The 20311-nt window shown below is 68.9% G+C and carries 16 protein-coding genes; 10 read left to right on the forward strand and 6 right to left on the reverse strand.

Annotation, left to right across the window (positions count from 1 at the left end; translation table 11 throughout):
* Positions 1–7: 7 nt before the first annotated feature.
* From C3V41_RS11810 to folE, 4 genes are all read left to right on the forward strand, one after another.
* Positions 8–1636, forward strand: coding sequence for a hypothetical protein (locus C3V41_RS11810; protein WP_129591611.1), 1629 nt, complete (start codon positions 8–10; stop codon positions 1634–1636).
* 187 nt (positions 1637–1823) lie between these two features.
* Complete coding sequence (locus C3V41_RS11815) at positions 1824–3194, forward strand: hypothetical protein (protein WP_129591612.1); 1371 nt, start codon at positions 1824–1826, stop codon at positions 3192–3194.
* A 209-nt stretch (positions 3195–3403) separates the two neighbouring features.
* Positions 3404–5569, forward strand: coding sequence for an ATP-dependent zinc metalloprotease FtsH (gene ftsH / locus C3V41_RS11820; RefSeq protein WP_106110414.1), 2166 nt, complete (start codon positions 3404–3406; stop codon positions 5567–5569).
* Positions 5566–6138: a GTP cyclohydrolase I FolE gene (gene folE / locus C3V41_RS11825; protein WP_106110415.1), complete on the forward strand. Its 573-nt coding sequence runs from the start codon at positions 5566–5568 to the stop codon at positions 6136–6138. The genes ftsH and folE overlap by 4 nt, the downstream gene beginning before the upstream one ends.
* Before the next feature lie 879 nt (positions 6139–7017).
* Here folE and C3V41_RS11830 read toward each other — a convergent pair.
* The 3 genes from C3V41_RS11830 to C3V41_RS14470 all read right to left on the reverse strand — a co-directional run bounded on the left by C3V41_RS11830 (position 7018) and on the right by C3V41_RS14470 (position 8538).
* Complete coding sequence (locus tag C3V41_RS11830) at positions 7018–7683, reverse strand: Imm5 family immunity protein (RefSeq protein ID WP_174714776.1); 666 nt, start codon at positions 7681–7683, stop codon at positions 7018–7020.
* A 114-nt stretch (positions 7684–7797) separates the two neighbouring features.
* A complete protein-coding gene (locus tag C3V41_RS11835; RefSeq protein ID WP_106110416.1) occupies positions 7798–8220 on the reverse strand; it encodes a hypothetical protein in 423 nt (140 codons plus the stop codon).
* An 18-nt stretch (positions 8221–8238) separates the two neighbouring features.
* A complete protein-coding gene (locus C3V41_RS14470) occupies positions 8239–8538 on the reverse strand; it encodes a hypothetical protein (RefSeq protein WP_368033300.1) in 300 nt (99 codons plus the stop codon).
* Between the two features lie 326 nt (positions 8539–8864).
* On the opposite strand from C3V41_RS14470, the gene C3V41_RS11840 reads away from it, so the two are divergent.
* From C3V41_RS11840 to C3V41_RS11860, 5 genes are all read left to right on the forward strand, one after another.
* A complete protein-coding gene (locus C3V41_RS11840) occupies positions 8865–9536 on the forward strand; it encodes an Imm5 family immunity protein (protein WP_174714777.1) in 672 nt (223 codons plus the stop codon).
* A 121-nt stretch (positions 9537–9657) separates the two neighbouring features.
* A complete protein-coding gene (locus C3V41_RS11845) occupies positions 9658–10278 on the forward strand; it encodes an Imm5 family immunity protein (protein WP_174714778.1) in 621 nt (206 codons plus the stop codon).
* A gap of 475 nt (positions 10279–10753) precedes the next feature.
* The gene (locus C3V41_RS11850; protein WP_106110846.1) at positions 10754–11410 is read left to right on the forward strand and encodes an Imm5 family immunity protein; all 657 of its coding nucleotides are present in this window, start codon (positions 10754–10756) and stop codon (positions 11408–11410) included.
* 224 nt (positions 11411–11634) lie between these two features.
* Complete coding sequence (locus C3V41_RS11855) at positions 11635–12291, forward strand: Imm5 family immunity protein (RefSeq protein ID WP_106110847.1); 657 nt, start codon at positions 11635–11637, stop codon at positions 12289–12291.
* Between the two features lie 414 nt (positions 12292–12705).
* Positions 12706–13377 (forward strand): Imm5 family immunity protein, encoded by a 672-nt coding sequence (locus tag C3V41_RS11860; RefSeq protein WP_174714779.1) that lies wholly within the window; start codon positions 12706–12708, stop codon positions 13375–13377.
* A gap of 1009 nt (positions 13378–14386) precedes the next feature.
* On the opposite strand, the gene C3V41_RS11865 is transcribed toward C3V41_RS11860, so the two are convergent.
* Positions 14387–15721 (reverse strand): sensor histidine kinase, encoded by a 1335-nt coding sequence (locus tag C3V41_RS11865; protein ID WP_129591613.1) that lies wholly within the window; start codon positions 15719–15721, stop codon positions 14387–14389.
* Positions 15722–15760: 39 nt separating this feature from the next.
* Between C3V41_RS11865 and C3V41_RS11870 the strand changes: the two genes are divergently transcribed.
* Complete coding sequence (locus C3V41_RS11870; RefSeq protein ID WP_106110418.1) at positions 15761–16459, forward strand: response regulator; 699 nt, start codon at positions 15761–15763, stop codon at positions 16457–16459.
* A gap of 331 nt (positions 16460–16790) precedes the next feature.
* On the opposite strand, the gene C3V41_RS11875 is transcribed toward C3V41_RS11870, so the two are convergent.
* Together C3V41_RS11875 and C3V41_RS11880 are read right to left on the reverse strand one after the other, a co-directional pair.
* Positions 16791–19325: an FtsX-like permease family protein gene (locus C3V41_RS11875; protein WP_106110419.1), complete on the reverse strand. Its 2535-nt coding sequence runs from the start codon at positions 19323–19325 to the stop codon at positions 16791–16793.
* A complete protein-coding gene (locus tag C3V41_RS11880; RefSeq protein WP_106110420.1) occupies positions 19325–20272 on the reverse strand; it encodes an ABC transporter ATP-binding protein in 948 nt (315 codons plus the stop codon). The genes C3V41_RS11875 and C3V41_RS11880 overlap by 1 nt, the downstream gene beginning before the upstream one ends.
* Positions 20273–20311 lie beyond the last annotated feature (39 nt).

Below are 20311 nucleotides of genomic sequence, written 5' to 3' on the forward strand. Positions count from 1 at the left end.
TAGACCCATGAGCCCTGAGCCTGCCGTGACAGCCTTTATGAATGTCGGTGGCCCCGGTGACGCACGCCTGGTGATCGTTATCGAGGGGCACGCAGACCGGTGCTGGGACGAGGCCTTCCCAGCCGGCCCGGGCCGTCCGTGGCACACGGGGACCGCCACCTTCCGCACCCGGGCCGGGGCCAAGAGCCCCCGTGACGTCAGGCGGCAGGTGCTCCACCGGGAGGTCGCCGAGAGGCTGCTGGACAACGACGTCCGCCACCACGTCGTCCTCGACGCGCAGGAGGCTCCTGAGCTAATGCTGCCTGACGGGTGCGTCCTGGTTCTCGGTGCCCTCGAGGTGCTCCATATCGGTACGCAGTCGGTGCCGGGGACAGCCTTTATGGTGGTGGTCCACGCACGTGCGGCCAGTCTGCCGCAGCGGGCGCTCCACGACCTCTTTCAGAGCAGGTACCGGGAGAACTTCCTTGCCGTGGTCGGGGACCTGCTGGGTGCGCACACCACGCACGACGTCGGTTTCAGGCTCCAGTACAACGCCATGAGCGACCGCACGGTCCCGCTGTTCACCGTGGTCTGGGTCCCTTACCGCGACGCCGTGGCGGCGGTGGAGGGGGCGTCCGCGCGCCTCCCCCTGGGTCAGGAGGTCCTCGCCGGGATGAGGCCGCTGCCGGCGGGGGCGCGGCTGGGCGTGCATGAGTGCGTCGTCGTCGGGTGGCAGATGGCGTGGCTGCCCACGTCGAGCTCCACGGAGCTGGGGGAGGAGAAGCTGGCGGAGGTGCGCGGCGCCACCCACCTGCTCTCGCAGAGCTGGTCGGTGACCATGAACGAGAACGTCGTCGCCTACGTGCAGCGCCAGGAGGACAACTGGGGGCCGCGCGGGCGCCTGGCCATGGTCACCACCCACCTGGACATCTACCTCCTGGTGCTGCTGGGCCGGGCGCGGGTCAAGGAGCTCTCCAGCCGTCTGGGGCAGGCCGCCGCCGAGCTGCGCTCCCTGGTGGGCTCGACCTCGGAGGGGGTTACCACGGGTGCGCGCCACCGGCCGCCTGCCGACGTCGGGGACGCGGACCAGGTGGCACGAGGGCGAGGCGCAGGCCCGGCCCCCGGGGAGCAGGCCGTGCCGACGCTCGACGCGGCTATCGACAAGGCCATTACGCTGGACAGCGAGGCCGTGGTCTTCCTGGCCGGGGAGTGGTGGACCGACGTCACCGACGCGCCCCTGGGCGACCGGCTCCTGCGGTGGATGCAGGCCACCGGCGGGCTGGAGCGCTCCGTCCAGCAGGTCGTGGAGCAGGTCCACCAGCTCCGTGAGAGCGTCCAGAACCTGCTGGGGCGTCAGGAGCAGCGCATTGAGCTCGAGCGCCAGCGCTCCAGCCGGGTGATGGAGAAGGCCCTGGCCGTCCTGGCGTTCGTGGGGGTGCCGCTGAGCGTCGTGCTGGAGCTGTGGGTCAACTGGGACCCGGACCGCGGCGTGGGGGACCGGGGGTGGCTGGCCTGGCTCCTCCTGGCGGGCATGATCCTGGCCAGTATCGGCGTGGGGCTGGCGCTCACCGTGCTCATTGGGGGCCGGTCATGGTCGGATCACCGGTCCCGGTCAGATCGGGGGTCCCGGTCGGATCGGGGGTCCGCCGAGTCCTGAGCCGCGGAGCCCGACCAGCCCCGTACCGACCCGAGCTGCGGGGCCCGTCCCTGACGGGAGGCGCGTCAACGCCCTGGAGGGTGGGGCCAGCGCCCGGGCGGCCCGTTTTCGATAGGAGGTGCACACCGCCGTCGTCTGTTACGATACGGTTACGTCTTGATCGTCCCGACGACAGGAGATGACGAGCGTGACCACGCCTGAGACCGCGTCCCAGACCACACGCAGACGTGTGGTCGGCTCCCTCAGCGCCCTCGTCCTCATCCTCATACTGGCCGCCTCCGCCGTCATCTCGCCGGTCATGCACCCGGGCCCGGGCGCCTCGGGCGGCCCCCGGCTCAACAGCACCGCGGACCTGCTGCGGGTCAGGGGCCTGTCCGGCACCGTGGCCACCCTGGGGACCGTGAGCGCCGGTGACGGGGGCGCCATGTCCTACTCGGTCACCGACTCGTTGCCTGCCGGTGACCTGGGGGACATTGCGGTGCCCCTGGTCGACGGGCGGTGGGCGGTGCCCGAGGGCCTGCCCACCGCGCCGCGGACCGTGCCCGACCCGGCCGCCGTCGAGGACACCGTGGCCCGTGCCATGACCTTTGCCGCCGCCGGGGAGGCCCTGCACTGGGACTCCGGGCGCGCGACACCCCTGTCCGACCAGGTCGTCCACGACACCCAGACCCGCCCCTACGCCGTGACCGCCTCCGCGTTCGTCGGCATGGTCCTACGGGGCTGGGACTACGAGCACACCACCTACGTGGTGGGTGGGAACACGCAGGTGGGCCAGGCGGTGGACTTCGGGACGACGTCGGGGGCGGAGCTGGGGCAGGCGAGCAGGCTGGCCCGGTGGTTCTACGCCCACGGGGACCTGTGGCTCGACACGGACGGGCAGTACCAGCGCGGGGACGTCCTGTTCTTCTCCAACCAGGAGCACGCCGGGACCCAGCCCGGTGGCGCCCCCTACTTCGGCAACGTCTACCACACCGCCGTCTACCTGGGGGACGGCAGGCTCGTCCACGCCACCGGTCCCACCACGTCCGCCGGGGTCCACGTGGACGCCCTCTCGCCCAGCCTGCAGGCGGACCTGACCTTCGTGGCCCGGCCCCACGGCGTCACCGTCTCCACCGGCCTGCCGGACCAGGGTAACGGGCAGCATCCCCAGGGTAACGGGCAGTCGGACCAGGATGACGGGGCCCCGGGCGGGGCCGCGTCCGCGCAGGGCGACGGGTCCCAGGCCACTCGGACCGCCTCCCCGGACGGGGCGCGGGGCCGGGGCCCCTCCTTGGCGCGGGCCTCCCAGGACGGCCCGACGTCGCAGGGCACGCCCCTGGAGGCCGACCCCGCCGAGGGCACCGTGCCGTCCGCGCCGACGGCGGCGTCCACATCCCACGGCACCGACCAGATCCGGGGCGGTGTGTCCCTGGCGGCCATGATCGAGGAGCGTCGCCGTCACCACCGGCTGGTCAGGAACGTGACCGGGACGGGGGTGGCGACCATGGCCGCCTCCGCCAGCGGCCTGATCCTGGCCCGGTACCGACGGCACCCGGGGCAGCAGGACGATGACGGCTGAAGGGCTTCAGGCACCCTACGCGGATACCGTCCAGGACGGCTTTCACACACCCCCGAGCGCGTTCATCCCGCGCACCGGGCCCGGCCGGGGGCGAGCGGGGCCGGGGCGCCTTGAGGCCACGCCGGGCGCGAACGAGGGGGCAGCGGGGGCGAACGCGGGTCGCCGTATCGGCTACCGTCGGGTCAGCAACGCGTGAAGGGATACCTCGCATGAACCACACTGGTCGGCCTCGTCAGAGCCGCCCCTCCGGCCACCCGGACAAGGGGGGCGCCAAGGGCCAGGGCCCCAAGGGCCGTAAGAAGGGTCTGGCGAGCGGCCCCCTGGGCAACCCGCTGACCTGGGTCCTGCCCTTCGTCCTGCTGGCCGTCCTGGCCTGGAGCCTGCTGAGCGCCATGAGCGGCTACCGCAGCGTGGACACCTCCGACGGCCTGGATATCCTCAAGAACAGCGCCTCCACCGTCAAGTCCGTGACCGTCATCGACGGCACCCAGCGCGTGGAGCTGGATCTCACCGAGCCCTACACCCTCAAGGCCAAGAAGGAGGGGCAGGCCGACCAGGAGATCGGCACCAAGGTCCAGTTCGTCTACACCTCCGCCCAGGCCAAGCAGGTCGATGAGCTCGTCCAGGCCGCCAACCCGTCCGGTGGCTACAACTCGGTGGTGCCCACCTCCAGCTGGTGGGGCTCCACGCTCCAGCTCCTGCTGCCCATGGTCCTGTTCCTGGGCCTCATGTGGTGGCTCCTGGGACGCATGCAGGGCGGCGCCGGGGGAGCCCTGGGCTTCGGCCGCTCCAAGGCCAAGGTGGGGGAGAAGGAGATGCCCGACGTCACCTTCGCGGACGTCGCCGGGGAGGACGAGGCCGTCGAGGAGCTCCAGGAGATCCGTGAGTTCCTCTCCGAGCCGGAGAAGTTCCAGGCCGTGGGCGCCAAGATCCCCAAGGGGGTCCTGCTCTACGGGCCTCCCGGCACCGGTAAGACCCTCCTGGCGCGGGCCGTGGCCGGGGAGGCCAGCGTGCCCTTCTTCTCCATGAGCGGCTCGGAGTTCGTGGAGATGTTCGTGGGCGTGGGGGCCTCGCGCGTGCGCGACCTGTTTGAGCAGGCCAAGGAGAACGCCCCCGCGATTATCTTCGTGGACGAGATCGACGCCGTCGGACGCCACCGCGGATCCGGTATGGGCGGGGGCCACGACGAGCGCGAGCAGACCCTCAACCAGCTCCTGGTGGAGATGGACGGCTTTGACGCCACCACCAACGTCATCCTCATTGCCGCCACCAACCGCCCCGACGTGCTGGACCAGGCCCTGCTGCGCCCCGGGCGCTTTGACCGGCAGATCTCCGTCGAGGCCCCGGACATGGCCGGGCGCGCCGCCATCCTGCGCGTCCACGCCAAGGGCAAGCCCATGACCCGCGACGTCGACCTGGACCTGGTGGCCAAGCGCACCCCCGGCTTCACCGGCGCGGACCTGGCCAACGTCCTCAACGAGGCGGCCCTGCTCACCGCCCGCTCCAACGCCCAGCTCATTGACAACCGGGCCCTGGACGAGGCCATTGACCGGGTCATTGCCGGCCCCCAGAAGCGCACCCGGGTCATGAACGAGCACGAGAAGGCGGTCACCGCCTACCACGAGGCCGGGCACGCCCTGTGCGCGGCCGCCGGGGCCTACTCCGACCCGGTCACCAAGGTCACCATCCTGCCGCGCGGCAAGGCCCTGGGCTACACCATGGTCATGCCCAGCGACGACAAGTACTCCACCACCCGCAACGAGCTGCTGGACCAGCTGGTGTACGCCATGGGCGGGCGGGCCGCGGAGGAGATCGTCTTCCGCGACCCCACCACGGGGGCCTCCAACGACATTGAGAAGGCCACCGCCACCGCCCGCAAGATGGTCACCGACTACGGCATGAGCGCCAGCGTGGGAGCGGTCCGCCTGGGCACCACCGAGCCGGACAACCCCTACGGCCTGGGCTCGGGCGGGCGTGACTACTCCGAGGCCGTGGCCGGGAGGGTCGACGCCGAGGTGCGCGCCCTGCTGGACGCCGCCCACCGGGAGGCCTGGGAGATCCTCACCCGCAACCGCGCCGTCCTGGAGGAGCTGGCCAGCCAGCTCCTGGCCAAGGAGACCCTCCTGGAGAAGGATCTGGAGGCGATCTTCGCCCCCGTGGTCAGGCAGCCGCCCCGGCCCCTGTGGAGCGCCGACGAGGAGCTGGTGGCCGGTGAGGAGCTGACCGGCTCCTTCACCGCCGCCCGCCAGGCCGACGCGGCCTCACCGAGGCGTCCTGCTGGCAGCGGGCTCGGTTACGCTGTCCCCGCTGCCGGCTCCCTGGCTGGCGAGGCCGACTCCCCGCGTAACGTCGCCGCCGCCCCGGAGCAGGCATGACCTATGACGCCGAGGGCGTGCGCCGGGCCGTGTACGACCTCCTGGTGGCCATTGGCGAGGACCCGGAGCGTGACGGGCTGCGCGAGACCCCCGAGCGCATGGCCCGCGCCTACGCGGAGATGTTCTCTGGCCTGGGGCAGGACCCGGCCGCGCACCTGGAGCGGGTGTTCGACGTCGGCCACGAGGAGATGGTCCTGGTGCGCGACGTCCCCATGTACTCGGTGTGCGAGCACCACCTCCTGCCCTTCCACGGGATGGCCCACCTGGCCTATATCCCAGGGGAGGACGGGCGCGTCACCGGCCTGAGCAAGCTCGCCCGGCTCGTGGACGGCTACGCCCGCCGGCCCCAGGTGCAGGAGCGCCTGACCGCCCAGGTGGCTGACGCCCTGGTGGGACGCCTGGGGTGCCGGGGGGCCCTGGTGGTGGTGGAGGCCGAGCACCTGTGCATGTCCATGCGGGGCGTACGCAAGCCCGGCGCCAATACGGTGACCTCCGCCGTGCGTGGGATTATGCGTAAGTCCGCTACCCGCGCGGAGGCCATGAGCCTCATTATGGGGAGGCGGTCCTGAGTCTCGCGCTCCTGAGTCTCGTGTGAGGTGGTGGCCCTGGGCGCGGGGCTGGGGGCCTGGTCCGGGGCTGGTCCGGGGCTGGCTCCCGGCGGACGTGGTGGGCAGGGATGTTCTGTGGGCGAGGATGTTCTTGTGTGGGGAGGCGTCCTGCGCACAGAGGAACATTTTGCGCGTGGGGGAACATTTTGTGCACAGGGTAACCGATTGTGCAGAAGGTAACCAATCCAGGTTGCTTTCTGCGCAAAACGTTCCCCTGTGCACAAAATGTTCTGTTACGTGTGACAGGCCTTGGGGGCGACGGGGGAGGTCGTGGTGCCGGGGCGGGTTTCGTGCGGCCGCCTGGGTTACCTGTGGGCTACCTGGGCCGCATACGTAGGCACGGGGGACGGCACGGCTTGCGCAGGCTACGCGCCCAGGCGATCCGGGCCGCACACGTAGGCACGGGGGACGGGGTCACTGGCGCTGGCGGGGTCGTAAGGGACGACCGCCGCACACGCAGACAGAAAACGGGGGATGGTCAGGCGCACCTCCTGCTGGGAGCGCCTGAGGAGAGCCGCACACGCAGGCAGAACGGGGGACGGGGATATTCTTCTGGTTTGTGCTACTGCTGACGGGGCATGGTCCCAGGCTCCTGCACCAGGTGGGTGTGCCTACTCAACCATGTCTTCCTTCTTATGGTTTTCCCCAGGCCCTTGCGCCAGGTGGGCGCACCGTGTGACGGATTGCCCTGGTTTGTTTGATGGCCCCAGACCCCTGCATTAGTGGGCGCACCGACGCTGAGAGTAGATCGCCACAATGCCCGTGCCCTAGGCCTTTGCATTAGGCGAGCGTACCACTCCGTTGCGCCGGTGCTGGCGGGGGCGGTGACCGAACTGGTTCTCAGGTGGCCAGGACGGTGGGGATGGCCTCGTTGAGGTACCAGGTCCAGAAGGCGCGGCGTGCGGGGACGTCGGTCTGCTCGGCCGGCTGCCAGTTCAGGGCACCGGCAGCAGCACTGGCGCAGCTGTAGCTTTCGTCAAGAGAGTCTGGCAGCAATTCGTCGTCATCAGTAATGTCGTCACTCTCCTCGGCGGTGTCGTAATCGGGGTCACGATAACAGGCCGAGATAGTCATCATGGAGGCGGCGTCGGCGACAAAGGAAGAGGCTTCCTTGGTAGCATCTGGCTTCAATAGTCCGGGTTCCACCTCTGTAGCACTTGCGTTTACGTCATCGATTACGCCAACAAGCAGGCTCTCGGCGTCCTCCTGGGCCTGGTCCGTGTCTGTTTCCCTCCTGTCCATGAGGTCCTGGGTGAGGGTGATCATCTCCTCGACCCTCTGGTCGCCGGGGAATCCGCGGTACCAGACGGGTAGGACGTGCCGGACGCAGGCGATCTTCAGCCTGACGCGGTGCTGGTAGGAGAGCTCGTCGTCATCGGGGTCGAGCATGGCCCGCCAGATCCGCTTGCGCGTGGGCAGGGACAGGATCCCCTTGGCGTTCCCGGGGTCGGCCAGCTCGGCCCGAGCCGCCCGGACCTCACGGTCCACGGCCTCCATATCGATCATGGGGAGGATTGTCCCCCACGCTCCCGGTGGGGTCAAGGTCTTCCTTCCTGGGGCCTGGTCCCAGCGAAGATGCTCGTCTAACGCAGGCACATAAAGAGCAAGTTCCGGATAGTCCTAGTTGAAGTAGTCGGGGTACTCGGTGTAGGGGTCGTGCTCGGAGTGGTCGACCCAGTTCGCGGTGATCTGCTCCGGGGTGATACCGGGGTACAGGACGGTGTGCCCGGAGAAGGAGTCGTCTACGAACCACAGGACGAGGCCCGGGTCCGGGTTCGCCTGACGCACCCAGGCCGCCACCTCGGCCGCCTGGTCAGGGGTCCCGTCAGTCGAGACCATTCGATTGTTAAGGAAGTGATCTATAGAGAATGGAGGTTCGTCTTGCAGCTCCACCTGAACAAGCGTAGTCTGACTATCTTTACTTCGATTTGCGTCGAAGACCTCGCACCCTGGCCACCTCTTCTGCGCCTCGCGCACGAAGATGTCGGCGCCAAAGATGAAGTCCTCGGACCTGACGGCAAGGACCACGTAGTTCACGCCCATAACAGTCATCCTTTCTCGCTATGGTGTAAATCGTACCTCAAAAGGTATCTTACCGTCCAGAGCCTCTAGTGCTCGCTGGTAGAGATATGCTTGTGCTTCGGGCGTGTTGGTGGCTAGCATGAGGCGGTTCACAGGGTTGCCGCTAGATTCGACCATCGCTCGATATCTTTTCGTCTCTTTATCGAAGCCGGACATAAGTATGTTTTGAAGTTTGGGCGAGGCATTCCCCTCATACAGGGATCCGCGCCCGCTGCCGGAGTGTTTAGCGGCCCAGGCGATGTAGGCGCTCTCGTCCGGAGTGACGGCGTCGGCAAAGATCTCCTTACCATCATCGGAGACGAGCCTCCGCTCAACGGCCGTTGGGAGATTTTATACATGTCACGCAGAGCGACAATTGTCTATCGCGGCAAAAATACCTGCCATTGGAGTGTTAAAAAATGTCTGTAACGACTATCAAAAGTACTTTTCTAAACTTGCTCAGTACCAGGGGAGAGACTGGTATGTTGCTGACCCTAGTTGGACCTGGATCTTCCACTCTGACGGGGCCGTGACAAAACTGCCCAGGTCGTAGACGGACCCTGGACGGACGTGTTACGGTAGAGCTGTCACGCCTGACTGAAGACAAGACTAAGGAGAGTTCAATCATGATCGATATGGAGGCCGTGGACCGTGAGGTCCGGGCGGCTCGGGCCGAGCTGGCCGACCCCGGGAACGCCAAGGGGATCCTGTCCCTGCCCATGCGCAAGCGGATCTGGCGGGCCATGCTCGACCCCGATGACGACGAGCTCTCCTACCAGCACCGCGTCAGGCTGAAGATCGCCTGCGTCCGGCACGTCCTACCCGTCTGGTACCGCGGATTCCCCGGCGACCAGAGGGTCGAGGAGATGATTACCCTCGCCCAGGACCTCATGGACCGACGCACAACGGATATAGACCAGGCAAGAATGACGGCTGGAATATTCCTCTCCAACGCCATTAGCGACGCAGAACCAGACACTACCGACCCAGAACCGGGCGAAAGCGTGATCTACCCGGACCCGGTCAAAGACGTCTCAGCTCTCGTCGCCAACGCTGCCTCGCTCATGGTCTTCTCGGCCTGTCACCGTGATCCTGACATGGATCTGTGGGAGGAGTGCGACGACATGGTCGACGACGACGAGATGCTTCCCGACACCCTCGAGTCCAGCTACAGCTGCGCGAGCGCCGCCGCTGGCGCCCTGAACTGGCAGCCGCTCGAGCAGACCGACGTCCCAGCACGCCGCGCCTTCTGGACCTGGTACCTCGACAAGGCCATCCCCACCACCCTGGCCACCTGAGACCTGGTTACCTCTTACCCAGCGGGCCGTATATCCTTGTCGTGGTACTGGGCGGCTAAGCCGCCCGGCACCACGAGCTGCCTTGTTGACCCTTCTCAGGTAGCAGAGGATAATCCTCCCCATGATCGATATGACCGCGGTGGATCGTGAGATCCGGGCCGCTCGGGCCGAGCTGGCCGCCCCCGGGAATGCCAAGGGGATCCTGTCCCTGTCTACGCGTAGGCGGATCTGGCGTGCCATGCTCGACCCCGCAGACGACGAGACTTCTTACCAGCACCGCATCAGGCTCAAGATCGCCTGCGTCCGACACGTCCACCGTCTTTGGTACCGGGCCTTTCCTGAAGACCAACGAGTTGAGAAGATGATCTCTCTTGCCCAGCAGCTTATGAATCACCAGGTAGATCCTGTTGATGCTGAGGACTGGGCTGACGGCCTAACCAACAACATCTACTGTGAGGTAGAGGACTTTAACAGTATCACACAGCCTGCTGTCTTCGTCGCCGACGCCTCCGCGCATATGGTCACATCAGCCTGCTACCGCGACCCCGATTACGACACCGTAGGCAGAGCGACAGATGACGACGATCTGCTCTCTGACTGCCTTGAGTCGAGCTACAGCTGTGCCAGTGCAGCTGCCGGTGCCCTGAACTGGCAGCCGCTCGAGCAGACCGACGTCCCAGCACGCCGCGCCTTCTGGACCTGGTACCTCGACGAGGCCATCCCCGCCGTCCTGGCTACCTGAGGATCGGTCGGTCGCCACGTCCTCACCCGTGCCGGTACAACCTCATGCGGGTTAAGTTACAACAATGCGTTGTACCGCGCTCTCCGCCCACGCCGGTACAACGCAGGCCGCCCACGCCGCCGCTGCACCCCCGCCAGCAGCGGCGCAACGGAGTGATGCGCCCACCTAATGCAGAGGCCTGGGGCAGGGACATTGTAGCGATCTACTCTCAGCGGCGGTGCGCCCATGGCGTGGGAGCCTGGGACCGCGTCCCACCAGCAGTAGCACAACCAGGAGGAGGCTCCCGTTCCCTGTGACCGCGTGTGCGGCTCCGTACCACCTACGAGCCAAAGCCCTGCGGTCCGCCCCGTTCTACCTGCGTGTGCGGCCCAGGTAGTCCACAGGTAGACCAGGCGGCCGCACCAAGACCGTCCGGACCGTGGGACACTTCTTGCCCCACCCAGGCGCGTGGGGAACAATCCTCCTTGTGATTGACATGGATGCTGTGGACCGTGAGATCCGGGCGGCACGGGCCGAGCTGGCCGATGCCGGTAACGTGAAGGGCATCCTGTCCCTGCCCACGCGCAAGCGGATCTGGCGGGCCATGCTCGACCCCCATGACGACGAGGTCTCCTACCAGCACCGCGTCAGACTCAAGATAGCCTGCGTCCGACACGTCCTGCCCGTCTGGTACCGCGGATTCCCCGGGGATCAACGGGTCGAGGAGATGATCGCCCTTGCCCAGGACCTCATGGACCGACGCATAACAGATATTGATCAGGCCCAGGAGGACGCCGAGACCTTCCTCTCCAGTGCTATCAGCGCCGCGGAGTCAGACGAGCTGGAGCCGGGAACCGATGTCACGAGGACAGACCCGGTCAAAGACATCTCATCGCTTGTCGCCGACGCCGCCTCGCTCATGGTCGTCTCGGCCTGTCACCGTGACCCTGACATGGACCTGTGGGAGGAGTTCGACGACATGGTCGACGACGACGAGATGCTTCCCGACACACTCGAGTCCAGCTACAGCTGCGCCAGCGCCGCCGCTGGCGCCCTGAACTGGCAGCCACTCGAACAGACCGACGTCCCAGCACGCCGCGCCTTCTGGACCTGGTACCTCGACAAGGCCATCCCCACCGTCCTGGCCACCTGAGGACCGGTCGGTCGCCACGTCCCGCCAGCACCGGTGCAGTGGTACGTCCGCCTGGCGCAGGAACCTGAGGCTACATCCCGCCAGCATTAGCACAACCAGGAGGCGGTCTGCTCCCGTTTTGCCTGCGTGTACGACGTGGGTGGCTCCAAGGAATATCGTCCGGACTGTGGGACAGTCCTTGACCCTGCCTTGGGCTGTGAGAGACAATTGTCCCTGTGATTAACATGGAGGCCGTGGATCGTGAGATCCGGGCGGCGCGGGCTGAGCTGGCCGATGCCGGGAATACCAAAGGGATCCTATCGCTACCGACCAGGGTGAGGATCTGGCGTGCCATGCTCGACCCCGATGACGACGAGGTCTCCTACCAGCACCGTATCAGGCTCAAGATGGCCTGCGTCCGGCACGTCCTACCCGTCTGGTATCGCGGATTCCCCGACGACCAGAGGGTCGAGGAGATGATCGCCCTCACCCAGGACCTCATGGACCGACGCATAACAGATACGGACCAGGCCCAGGAGTACGCCGAGAGCCTGCTTGTTGGCGTAATCGATGACGTAAACGCAAGTGCCACAGAGGTGGAACCCGACGTGCTGAAGCCGGAGGTCACCAAGGAGATAGCCTCTTTTGTTGCCGACGCCGCCTCACTGATGGCAACAGAAGCCTGCAGTCGTAACCCTGACTATGACACCTTGGAAGAGGATGATGACCTCACTGATGACGACGAGCTGCTCCCGGACTCGCTTGAGTCGAGTTACAGCTGTGCGAGTGCTGCTGCCGGTGCCCTGAACTGGATGCCGGTCGAGCAGGCCGACGTCCCAGCGCGCCGCGCCTTCTGGGCCTGGTACCTCGACGAGGCCATCCCCGCCGTCCTGGCCACCTGAGGGCGCTCGGTCACCGCGTCCTCACCCGCGCCGATACAACCTCATGCGGGTTAAGTTACAACAATGCGTTGTACCGTGCCTCTCCGCCCCCGCCAGCACCAGCGCAACCGGACTAGTGCGCCCACCTGGCGCAAAGACCTGGCTGAGTGTGGTGGGTGCGCGTGTTTAGGAGTAGGTGCGCCCATGGCGCGGGAGCCTGGGGCCGTGTCCCACCAGCATCAGCACAACAAAGAGGAGGTCCCCGTTCCCTGTGCCTGCGCGTGCGGCGGCCGTCCCCTACGCCCCCGCCAGCGCCAGTGACCCTGTCCCCCGTGCCTGCGTGTGCGGCCTAGGCAGCCCAGGCGGCCGCACCAAGACCGTCCGGACCGTGGGACAGTCCTTGCCCCACCCGGGCGCGTGGGAGACAATCCCCTCATGATCGATATGACCGCGGTGGACCAGGAGATCCGGTCCGCTCGGGCCGAGCTGGCCGACCCCGGGAACGCCAAGGGCATCCTGTCCCTGCCCACGCGCAAGCGCATCTGGCGGGCCATGCTCGACCCCGATGACGACGAGGTCTCCTACCAGCACCGCATCAGACTGAAGATGGCCTGCGTCCGGCACGTCCTACCCGTCTGGTACCAAGGCTTCCCCGACGACCAGAGGGTCGAGGACATGATCGCCCTCACCCAGGACCTCATGGACAGGAGAGAAACAGACATAAACCAGGCAAGAATGACGGCTGGAACGCTCCTTGCTGACGTGATTGACGAGGCCGCTTCAGACGACGTCGAGCTAGAAATGGATGCTAGCACCACCAAACCGAACTCGATCAAGAACGTCGCGTCACTTGTTGCCGATGCTGCCTCTCTCACGGTCTTCTCTGCCTGTCACCGTGATCCTGATATGGACCTGTGGGAGGAGTATGACGACATGGTCGATGATGACGAGCTCCTCCCGGACACCCTTGAGTCGAGCTACAGCTGCGCGAGCGCTGCTGCTGGCGCTCTGAACTGGCAGCCGCTCGAGCTGACCGACGTCCCCGCACGCCGCGCCTTCTGGACCTGGTACTTCGACAAGGCCATCCCCACCACCCTGGCCACCTGAGAACTAACCCAATGAGCCAGCCGGGTGACAAGAGACCAGCACTCGTAAATACCCCACCGCCCCGACCTCACGACCCGATCCGTCGCCCCCAGCAGGCCACACCCCACACCCACCGCGACCCCGGGAGACCGCCCGGAGCCGCCTGGAATATGACCTGGTTGCGGGGAATAGGCCACCTCCCTGGCTACGCCAGTGCGGACGGTGACCATTACGCGGGGGCGCGCACAGAGTAATTCTCTGACGCAAGTGAAACGAGGAAGGCTGCGCCAGGGTCTCGCGCGCGGCACGGATCTGGGTGCTCGTGGTACGGACCGGGTGCTCGCGGCGCAAATCTGAGTGCTTAATGCGACATCCTGGATGATCTTCCGACCGTCCGGTGGACTGGATCCGTGTGCGTGTCGCAATCTGAGGATCAGAGCAGTAGGCACTCATGGCCGTCCTGAGGTCCGAGGCTCTGACCTGCATGGACATTAAGTGTACAAAGATGAGAGTGGGGTGGGTCCGGTTCTGATCCTCAGATTGCGACAGAACCAGACTCCGGTGCCTCAAGGCCGTGCATAACCTCCGGTCCTCCCGCAAGCAGGACAGGCCGCCGCCTCCTGACAGACAGTATTTGTAGGAGCACCAGTCCGCCGCGGAGCACCTGTAGATGGCGACGACATGCCGGGGGCGGTTGGGCGGAGCAACAGCTCACCCAGGGGCACCTGGTGGGGGAGGGGGCTGGCGCGGCGGCCGGCGGGGAGCACCAGCCCGCCCAGGGAGCAAGGGAGCACCTCCTAACCACCCGCCCGCGCTACAGGTGCGCCAATAGCAGGAGCCACGGGCGCACCAACCAGTAATATTGCGAAGATTGTGGCGCTAGCGAGCCGCAGCCCCCGCCACGAGTGCACCAATAGCCCGCACGCGCGGGGATGATCCCGCGACGCACGCCGACGCGGGGTCGGGCACGGGGTAAACCCCGCGCCACGGGTGCACCAACAGCAGGACACCAGCAGCAGGCCGGTGGCCCCTACCGGGCCTGTAGCGGCACGCTCAGGACCACCGTCCAGCGCCCGGCCCCACCCGACGCGCTCAGGGTGCCCCCTAGCGCCTCTACCCGGCGTCGGGCCCCCTCCAGGCCCAGGCCGGAGGACAGTACCGCCTCCCGGCCGTCCGCCACGTCCTCGGCCACGGCGTTGGTGACCATGGCCTCCAGGCTGTGGCCGTCGCTGTCCAGCTCCAGGCGGGCGGTGCTCGACGCCGCCGCGTACTTGGTCATATTGCTCACCAGCTCGTTGAGCACCCGTACCAGCTGCTGACGGACCCCGGGGCTGACCTCCTGACGCTCCAGGAACTCCAGGCCGCGGACCTCCAGCACCGTCCCCCGCCCGGCCAGGACCTGCACGGCCTGGACCAGGGACTCCTCCAGGGGCCGGGGGGCCGAGGACGCCAGGACGTCGAGCCCGCCCCCGCCGGCGTCGTTCATGGCCCGCAGGCTGGACCTCAGCTGCTCGACGGCCGTGCGCACCGCCAGCGTCATGGCCCCCAGCTCGTCGGCCAGCGGGCTCTGCCCGGGGTGGGCCAGGCGGGCCTGCTCAGCGGTCATGACCGCCCGGGTCAGGTCACGCACCACCGTGTCGTGCAGCTCGGAGACCACCAGCAGACGCTGACGCTCCAGGTCGGCCTGGTAGCGCGCGGCCACCGTGTCAGCCTGCTCGCGTGGGCGGCGTATGAGCTCAGCTCCAATGAGGAAGGCAGCTCCTATGAGGTACACCATGAACGGGACCTCTGTGTAGTTCTCCGTCCCCGCCAGACGGAGCGAGAGGAAGAGGACCACAATGGTCATGACCACCAGGCCGTAGGCCGCCAGGCGGTTGAAGCCGCGGGTCAGGAGCACGCTGGCGCACAGCCACGGCCCCAGGACGAGGGCGATCCCGACGGGCTCGTCGGTGACCATGGTGACGCAGAAGCCGCAGGCCGCCAGGAGCTCCACCGCGCTGCCCACCAGGGGGCACGTGCTCAGCAGCGCCAGCCCCACGCCCCCGGCCAGCTCGTAGGGGATTGCCCGTGAGCCCAGCGGGTGCATGGACATCATGCTGAACAGCGTGAACAGGGCCGCGCAGGCCAGGCACAGCAGGTGGGTGCGGCCCCTGGGGGACCAGGTGTCGAAGCAGGAGCTGCGCAGGAGCATGCCGAGGCCCCGGACGACGCCGGTGCGGTCTGGGCCCTGGGACTGGGAGCCACTGACGCCGTAGGCGGCAGGACCGCTCGTGGCCCGGGAGCCGGTGACGGCCTGCAAGGCGGCTGTGGTCCGTGCAGCCCAGGGGCAGGGGGTACGGGCCGGGCCCCGGGGCGCTCGTCGCACGGTCCCCTCCTTCCTGCTCAGAGTCGGTAGCATCCTGCCATGTTCCCCACGTCCCCACCTGAGTCCCCTCCCGGGGCCGTGCCCTCTGACGTCCCTGCCGCTCAGGTTGTCCGGGTGGCACTCGTCGACGACGACCCCTTCGTGCTCACCGCCCTGCGCGCCTACCTGTCCTCCTCCCCCCGCATCGAGGTCGCCTCCACCTTCAACCGGGCCGCCGACGCCCTCGCCTTCCTGCGCACGGTGCCCGTGCACGTCCTGCTCACCGACGTGCGCATGCCCGGCATGGACGGGCTGGAGCTGCTCACGCGCGTGCGCTCCCGCCACCCCGGGACGGCCGTGGTCATGCTCACCTCCTTCGACGACGACGAGGCCATGCTCACCGCCCTGTCCCAGGCCGCCAACGGCTTCCTCCTGAAGGACTCCGCCCCCGAGGAGATCGTCCGGGCGGTCCTGGCCGCCGCCGACGGCGGCACCACCATCTCCCCGGCCACCGCCTCCCGGCTCGTGGCCCACCACCTGCGCCCGGTACGCACCAGCCGACGCACCGACCTGACCCAGGCCGAGCAGTCCGTCCTGGCCCTGCTGTGCGAGGGCTACTCCAACGCCGAGATCGCCGCCCAGCTCTTTGTGGCCGAGTCCACCGTCAAGACCCACGTCTCCCACCTCATGCGCAAGTACGGCACGACCTCCCGCCTCAAGCTGGTGGTGGCCGTCCACCGGGAGCGGGAGGCCGCCTGAGCTGGCGGTGCCCTGCCCACCAGGTCCGGCAGCTCCCTGCCTGCCAGGGTTGGCGGTGCCCCGTTCACCAGGGCCGACGCCTTCCTGCCTACCAGGCGCGGTACCGCCCTGCCCACCAGGGCTGGCGGTGCCCCGCCCACCACCTGGCCGCGCACCGGGTGCCGGCACGAGGACAGGACGGTGCGGGCCCCCAGCGCTCCTGCCCGCCATCACTCCACCGCCAGGGCGGCCAGGGCGGCGACGTCCGTCTGGCATGTCGGTCGGGTGAGCTGCCACCGCCAGGGTGACGGCGCGGCGCATATCGAGCAGGCGGGGCACGGTCTTCTCTCCCTCAGTCGGCCGCCAGGGCGGTCACCGGGGTCACGGCGGCGGCGCGCCCGGCGGGCCGCACGGAGGCCAGCACGCCGACTGCCAGCGTGACGGCCAGGATCCCGGCCAGAGGCAGGTAGGGGACGGCGACGCTGACCCCGCCGTCGCCCAGGGCCGCGAGCGTGCACGCCGCGCCCAGGGCAGTCCCGGTCACCATCCCCAGGACGCCGCCCACGCCGGCCAGGAGCGTGGCCTCGGTGGTGATCAGGCGCCGGATCCCGCCGCGCCGGGTGCCGGTGGCGCGCAGGACGCCGATCTCGCGGGTGCGCTCCAGGACGCTCACGTCCGTGGTGTTGGCCAGGCCACTCAGGGCGATCACCAGGGCCGAGCCCATGACCAGGGCGGTGACGGCCACGATCTGGTTGAGCGTGGCGCTGAAGGTACTGCGTCCCGCGGCGCTCCCGTTGACCATGAGGTCCTGGCCGCGCACGGCCTGGCGGACGGCGGTCTCGACCGCCTGCGCCTGGGCGGAGCCCTCGTCGGTGGTGCGTACCCACATAATGGCGTCGGTGGCCTGGCCGCCGGTCAGGCGCGCGGCGGTGGCGGTGGTGACGGCCGCGCCCCAGCCCTCCCGCACCCGGGCGGTCAGCTCCACGCTGCCACCCGGCCCGGTGAGGGTGACCCTGGTGCCGTCGGGGACGTCGTAGATCTGGCCGACAATGAGGGTGGAGTCGTCCAGGTCCTCCAGACCCTTGGTGGAGCGCACCACGGGGGTGACCGCCTTGGTGTCCACGGCGATGACCTGGGTCTGCGTGCTCCGGCCGTCCGCGGTCTGGGTGAGGTCCATCAGGGGGACAACGGTGGTGGACTGCACGCCGTCGACCCCCTGGATGGTGGAGGTCAGTGCGGCGGTGTCCGTCTGCGGGGTCACCCCGAGGACTGTGATATCGACCGGTGAGCTCTGGGCCAGGACGGCCTGGAAGGAGGAGCTGAAGGAGAACAGGCTGACCGCCAGGGCCGAGCCCACCATGACCCCGATGAGGAGGGTGGCGGCGGTGGCCGTGGAGCGGCCGGGGTTGCGGACCAGGTTGCGGGCGGCCAGGTGGAGGACGGGGTAGCGGCCCGAGGCACCCAGGCGCCCGATAAGGCCCACGACGGCGGTCATGAGCAGGGGCAGGGCCGCCAGGACCCCGAGGGCGACCAGCACGCCGCCCCCGACCGTCAGGTAGAGGTCGTGGGCGAGGGTCCCCATGACGGTGACGGCGGCGCCGCCGACCATCACGACCAGGCCGGTGACGGCGGCCCACCTGTGGGCGCGACCGGTCCGCCCGGGGGCCGCGGTGGTGCCGGTCAGGGCGATCAGCGGGGAGACGCGGGTGGCCCGGCCCGCGGGTCGCAGGACGGATACGAGGGTCACCAGCGTGCCGGCTGCCACGGCGGCGAGCAGGGAGGTGGGGGAGACGGTGAGGTTGTCGGCCTTCAGCCCCGGCACAACCCCCGAGTGGATGAGGGCTGCGGCTCCGGCGGCCCCGGCCGCGGTGCCGGTGGTGGAGCCGACCAGGCCGGTGAGCAGGGCCGTGCGCAGGACGGCCAGGCGTACCTGGCGCCTGCTGGCGCCCACGCAGCGCAGCAGGCCGATTACCCGGTTCTGGCGGGCCACCAGGGTGGTGAAGGTGGTGGCAATGACGATCCCGGCCACCAGGGCGCACACCGGCGCCAGCAGGTTGAGGACCACGACGATCGTGGTGCCGCCCCCGGTGGAGGAGACGGCGCGCCGGGCGATGACCTCGTCGGCGTCCTGCACAATGGCGTCGGACTGGACGGCGTGGACGGTCCGGGCGACCTCCTCGTGCAGGTCGCTGGTGTCCGTCCCCGGCCGGCTGGTCACGTACAGCCTGTCGTAGTCGGTCCTCGCGCCCATGGCCGCCAGCTGGTCGGCGGTGGCGTAGACCTTGGGGAGGTCCTCCAGGCCCGTGTCGGCCCCGGGGGAGATAATGCCGACGACGGTCGGGCTGGAGTGGACGGCGCTGCTGGGGCTGCCGGCGTCGTCGGTGCCCTTGGTGCTGCTGGCGCCGTGGCGGTCCTGGGGCCTGTTCCTGAGGCGGATGGTGTCCCCCACGCCCAGCCCCTGCTGCTCGGCCAGGGTGGCGTCGATGGCGACCTCGCCGGTGGCGGTGGGCAGGCGGCCGGAGACCAGGGTGGTGTAGGCGCTGAGGGTGGGCACGTCCTGGGCGGCCAACGTCGCCCCCATGGCGTTCGCGAGCTGGCTGGGCAGGTCCAGCTCAACGACATCCCAGTGGGTGCCGCGCACGGAGGCGACGCCGTCCAGGGCGGAGACCCTCGCCGCCAGGGCGTCGTCGAGCGGGCCCTGGGACGGGTCCGACCCGCGGTGGCTGGCGACCACGACGTCGGCCCCGCCCACGGACAGGCGGGCGCCAGCCTGCATCTGGGTGCGCATGGAGCCGGAGACCACCAGGGCGAGGGCAATGAGGGCGGTGCTCATGGCCACGGCCACCAGGGCGGCGGCGGTGCGGCGCACATCAAGCAGGGCGGGCATCAGCGGGCCCCCGTCCCGCTGGCGCGCCCGGTCCCCGGGCGGGTGGGCAGAGGCCCTGGGGACGCCGGGGCGTCCGGGGTGGTGTGGGCGGTCCCCGGGGCGGCGTGGGTGCCGGCCGGGTGGTGCACGGGGGCGTCGCCCACGACGTGCCCGTCGCGCAGGCGGATAACACGGCTGGTGGCGGCCGCGGCGTTCTCGTCGTGGGTGACCATGACGACGGTCTGGCCGAGCTCGGCGCACATGCGGGCCAGGGTCTCCAACAGGGAGGCGGCCGAGGCGGTGTCCAGGGCGCCGGTGGGCTCGTCGGCGAAGACCACCGCCGGGCGGCCGATGAGGGCGCGGGCCACGGCGACCCGCTGCTGCTGGCCGCCGGAGAGCTCGGTGGGGCGGTGGGTCAGGCGGTCCCCGATCCCCAGGGCGGAGACGACGGCGTCCCACCACTGAGGCTGCGGCCTGCGGTGGGCCAGGCGCAGGGGCAGGAGGATGTTCTCCTCGGCGGTCAGGGTGGGCAGGAGGTTGAAGGACTGGAAGACGAACCCCAGCTGGTCACGGCGCACGTCGGTCAGCTGCCTGTCGTCCATGCCCGTCAGGTCGGCCCCGGCGATGAGGACGCGCCCGGAGGTGGGGGCGTCCAGGCCGGCCAGGCAGTGCAGGAGGGTGGACTTGCCGCTCCCCGAGGGCCCCATGACGGCGACGAACTGGCCGGTGGGAACGCTCAGGCTCACCCCGTCCAGGGCGGTCACGCGGGCCTGTCCCGAGCCGTAGACCTTGGTCAGCCCAATGGCGGCCACGGCGGGCGTGCCCGGGGTGCCAGGGATTGGGGCGGTGGGGCCCGGGGCGGACGGGGCGGCGGGCGCCGTCCTCGGGACGGGCGGTGCGGCAGGGGCCGGTACGCCCCTCGCGGCGTCTGCCGCGGGTGCGGCGGGGTACTGGTCGTGGCGGACCATGCGTGGCCTCCTTAAGGCTCTGGGCTGGTTGCGGGTGCT

Origin of the sequence: Actinomyces sp. oral taxon 897 (genome assembly GCF_002999235.1) — a bacterium.
In the GTDB taxonomy this organism is placed as follows: Bacteria; Actinomycetota; Actinomycetes; order Actinomycetales; family Actinomycetaceae; genus Actinomyces.

Excerpts from the sequence above, each read along its gene's own strand:
- C3V41_RS11810 (WP_129591611.1), top strand. The coding sequence starts at position 8 with ATGAGCCCTGAGCCTGCCGTGACAGCCTTTATGAATGTCGGTGGCCCC.
- ftsH (WP_106110414.1), top strand. The coding sequence starts at position 3,404 with ATGAACCACACTGGTCGGCCTCGTCAGAGCCGCCCCTCCGGCCACCCG.
- folE (WP_106110415.1), top strand. The coding sequence starts at position 5,566 with ATGACCTATGACGCCGAGGGCGTGCGCCGGGCCGTGTACGACCTCCTG.
- C3V41_RS11830 (WP_174714776.1), bottom strand. The coding sequence starts at position 7,683 with ATGATCGATATGGAGGCCGTGGACCGTGAGGTCCGGGCGGCTCGGGCC.
- C3V41_RS11835 (WP_106110416.1), bottom strand. The coding sequence starts at position 8,220 with ATGGGCGTGAACTACGTGGTCCTTGCCGTCAGGTCCGAGGACTTCATC.
- C3V41_RS11840 (WP_174714777.1), top strand. The coding sequence starts at position 8,865 with ATGATCGATATGGAGGCCGTGGACCGTGAGGTCCGGGCGGCTCGGGCC.
- C3V41_RS11845 (WP_174714778.1), top strand. The coding sequence starts at position 9,658 with ATGATCGATATGACCGCGGTGGATCGTGAGATCCGGGCCGCTCGGGCC.
- C3V41_RS11850 (WP_106110846.1), top strand. The coding sequence starts at position 10,754 with ATGGATGCTGTGGACCGTGAGATCCGGGCGGCACGGGCCGAGCTGGCC.
- C3V41_RS11855 (WP_106110847.1), top strand. The coding sequence starts at position 11,635 with ATGGAGGCCGTGGATCGTGAGATCCGGGCGGCGCGGGCTGAGCTGGCC.
- C3V41_RS11860 (WP_174714779.1), top strand. The coding sequence starts at position 12,706 with ATGATCGATATGACCGCGGTGGACCAGGAGATCCGGTCCGCTCGGGCC.
- C3V41_RS11870 (WP_106110418.1), top strand. The coding sequence starts at position 15,761 with ATGTTCCCCACGTCCCCACCTGAGTCCCCTCCCGGGGCCGTGCCCTCT.
- C3V41_RS11875 (WP_106110419.1), bottom strand. The coding sequence starts at position 19,325 with ATGCCCGCCCTGCTTGATGTGCGCCGCACCGCCGCCGCCCTGGTGGCC.
- C3V41_RS11880 (WP_106110420.1), bottom strand. The coding sequence starts at position 20,272 with ATGGTCCGCCACGACCAGTACCCCGCCGCACCCGCGGCAGACGCCGCG.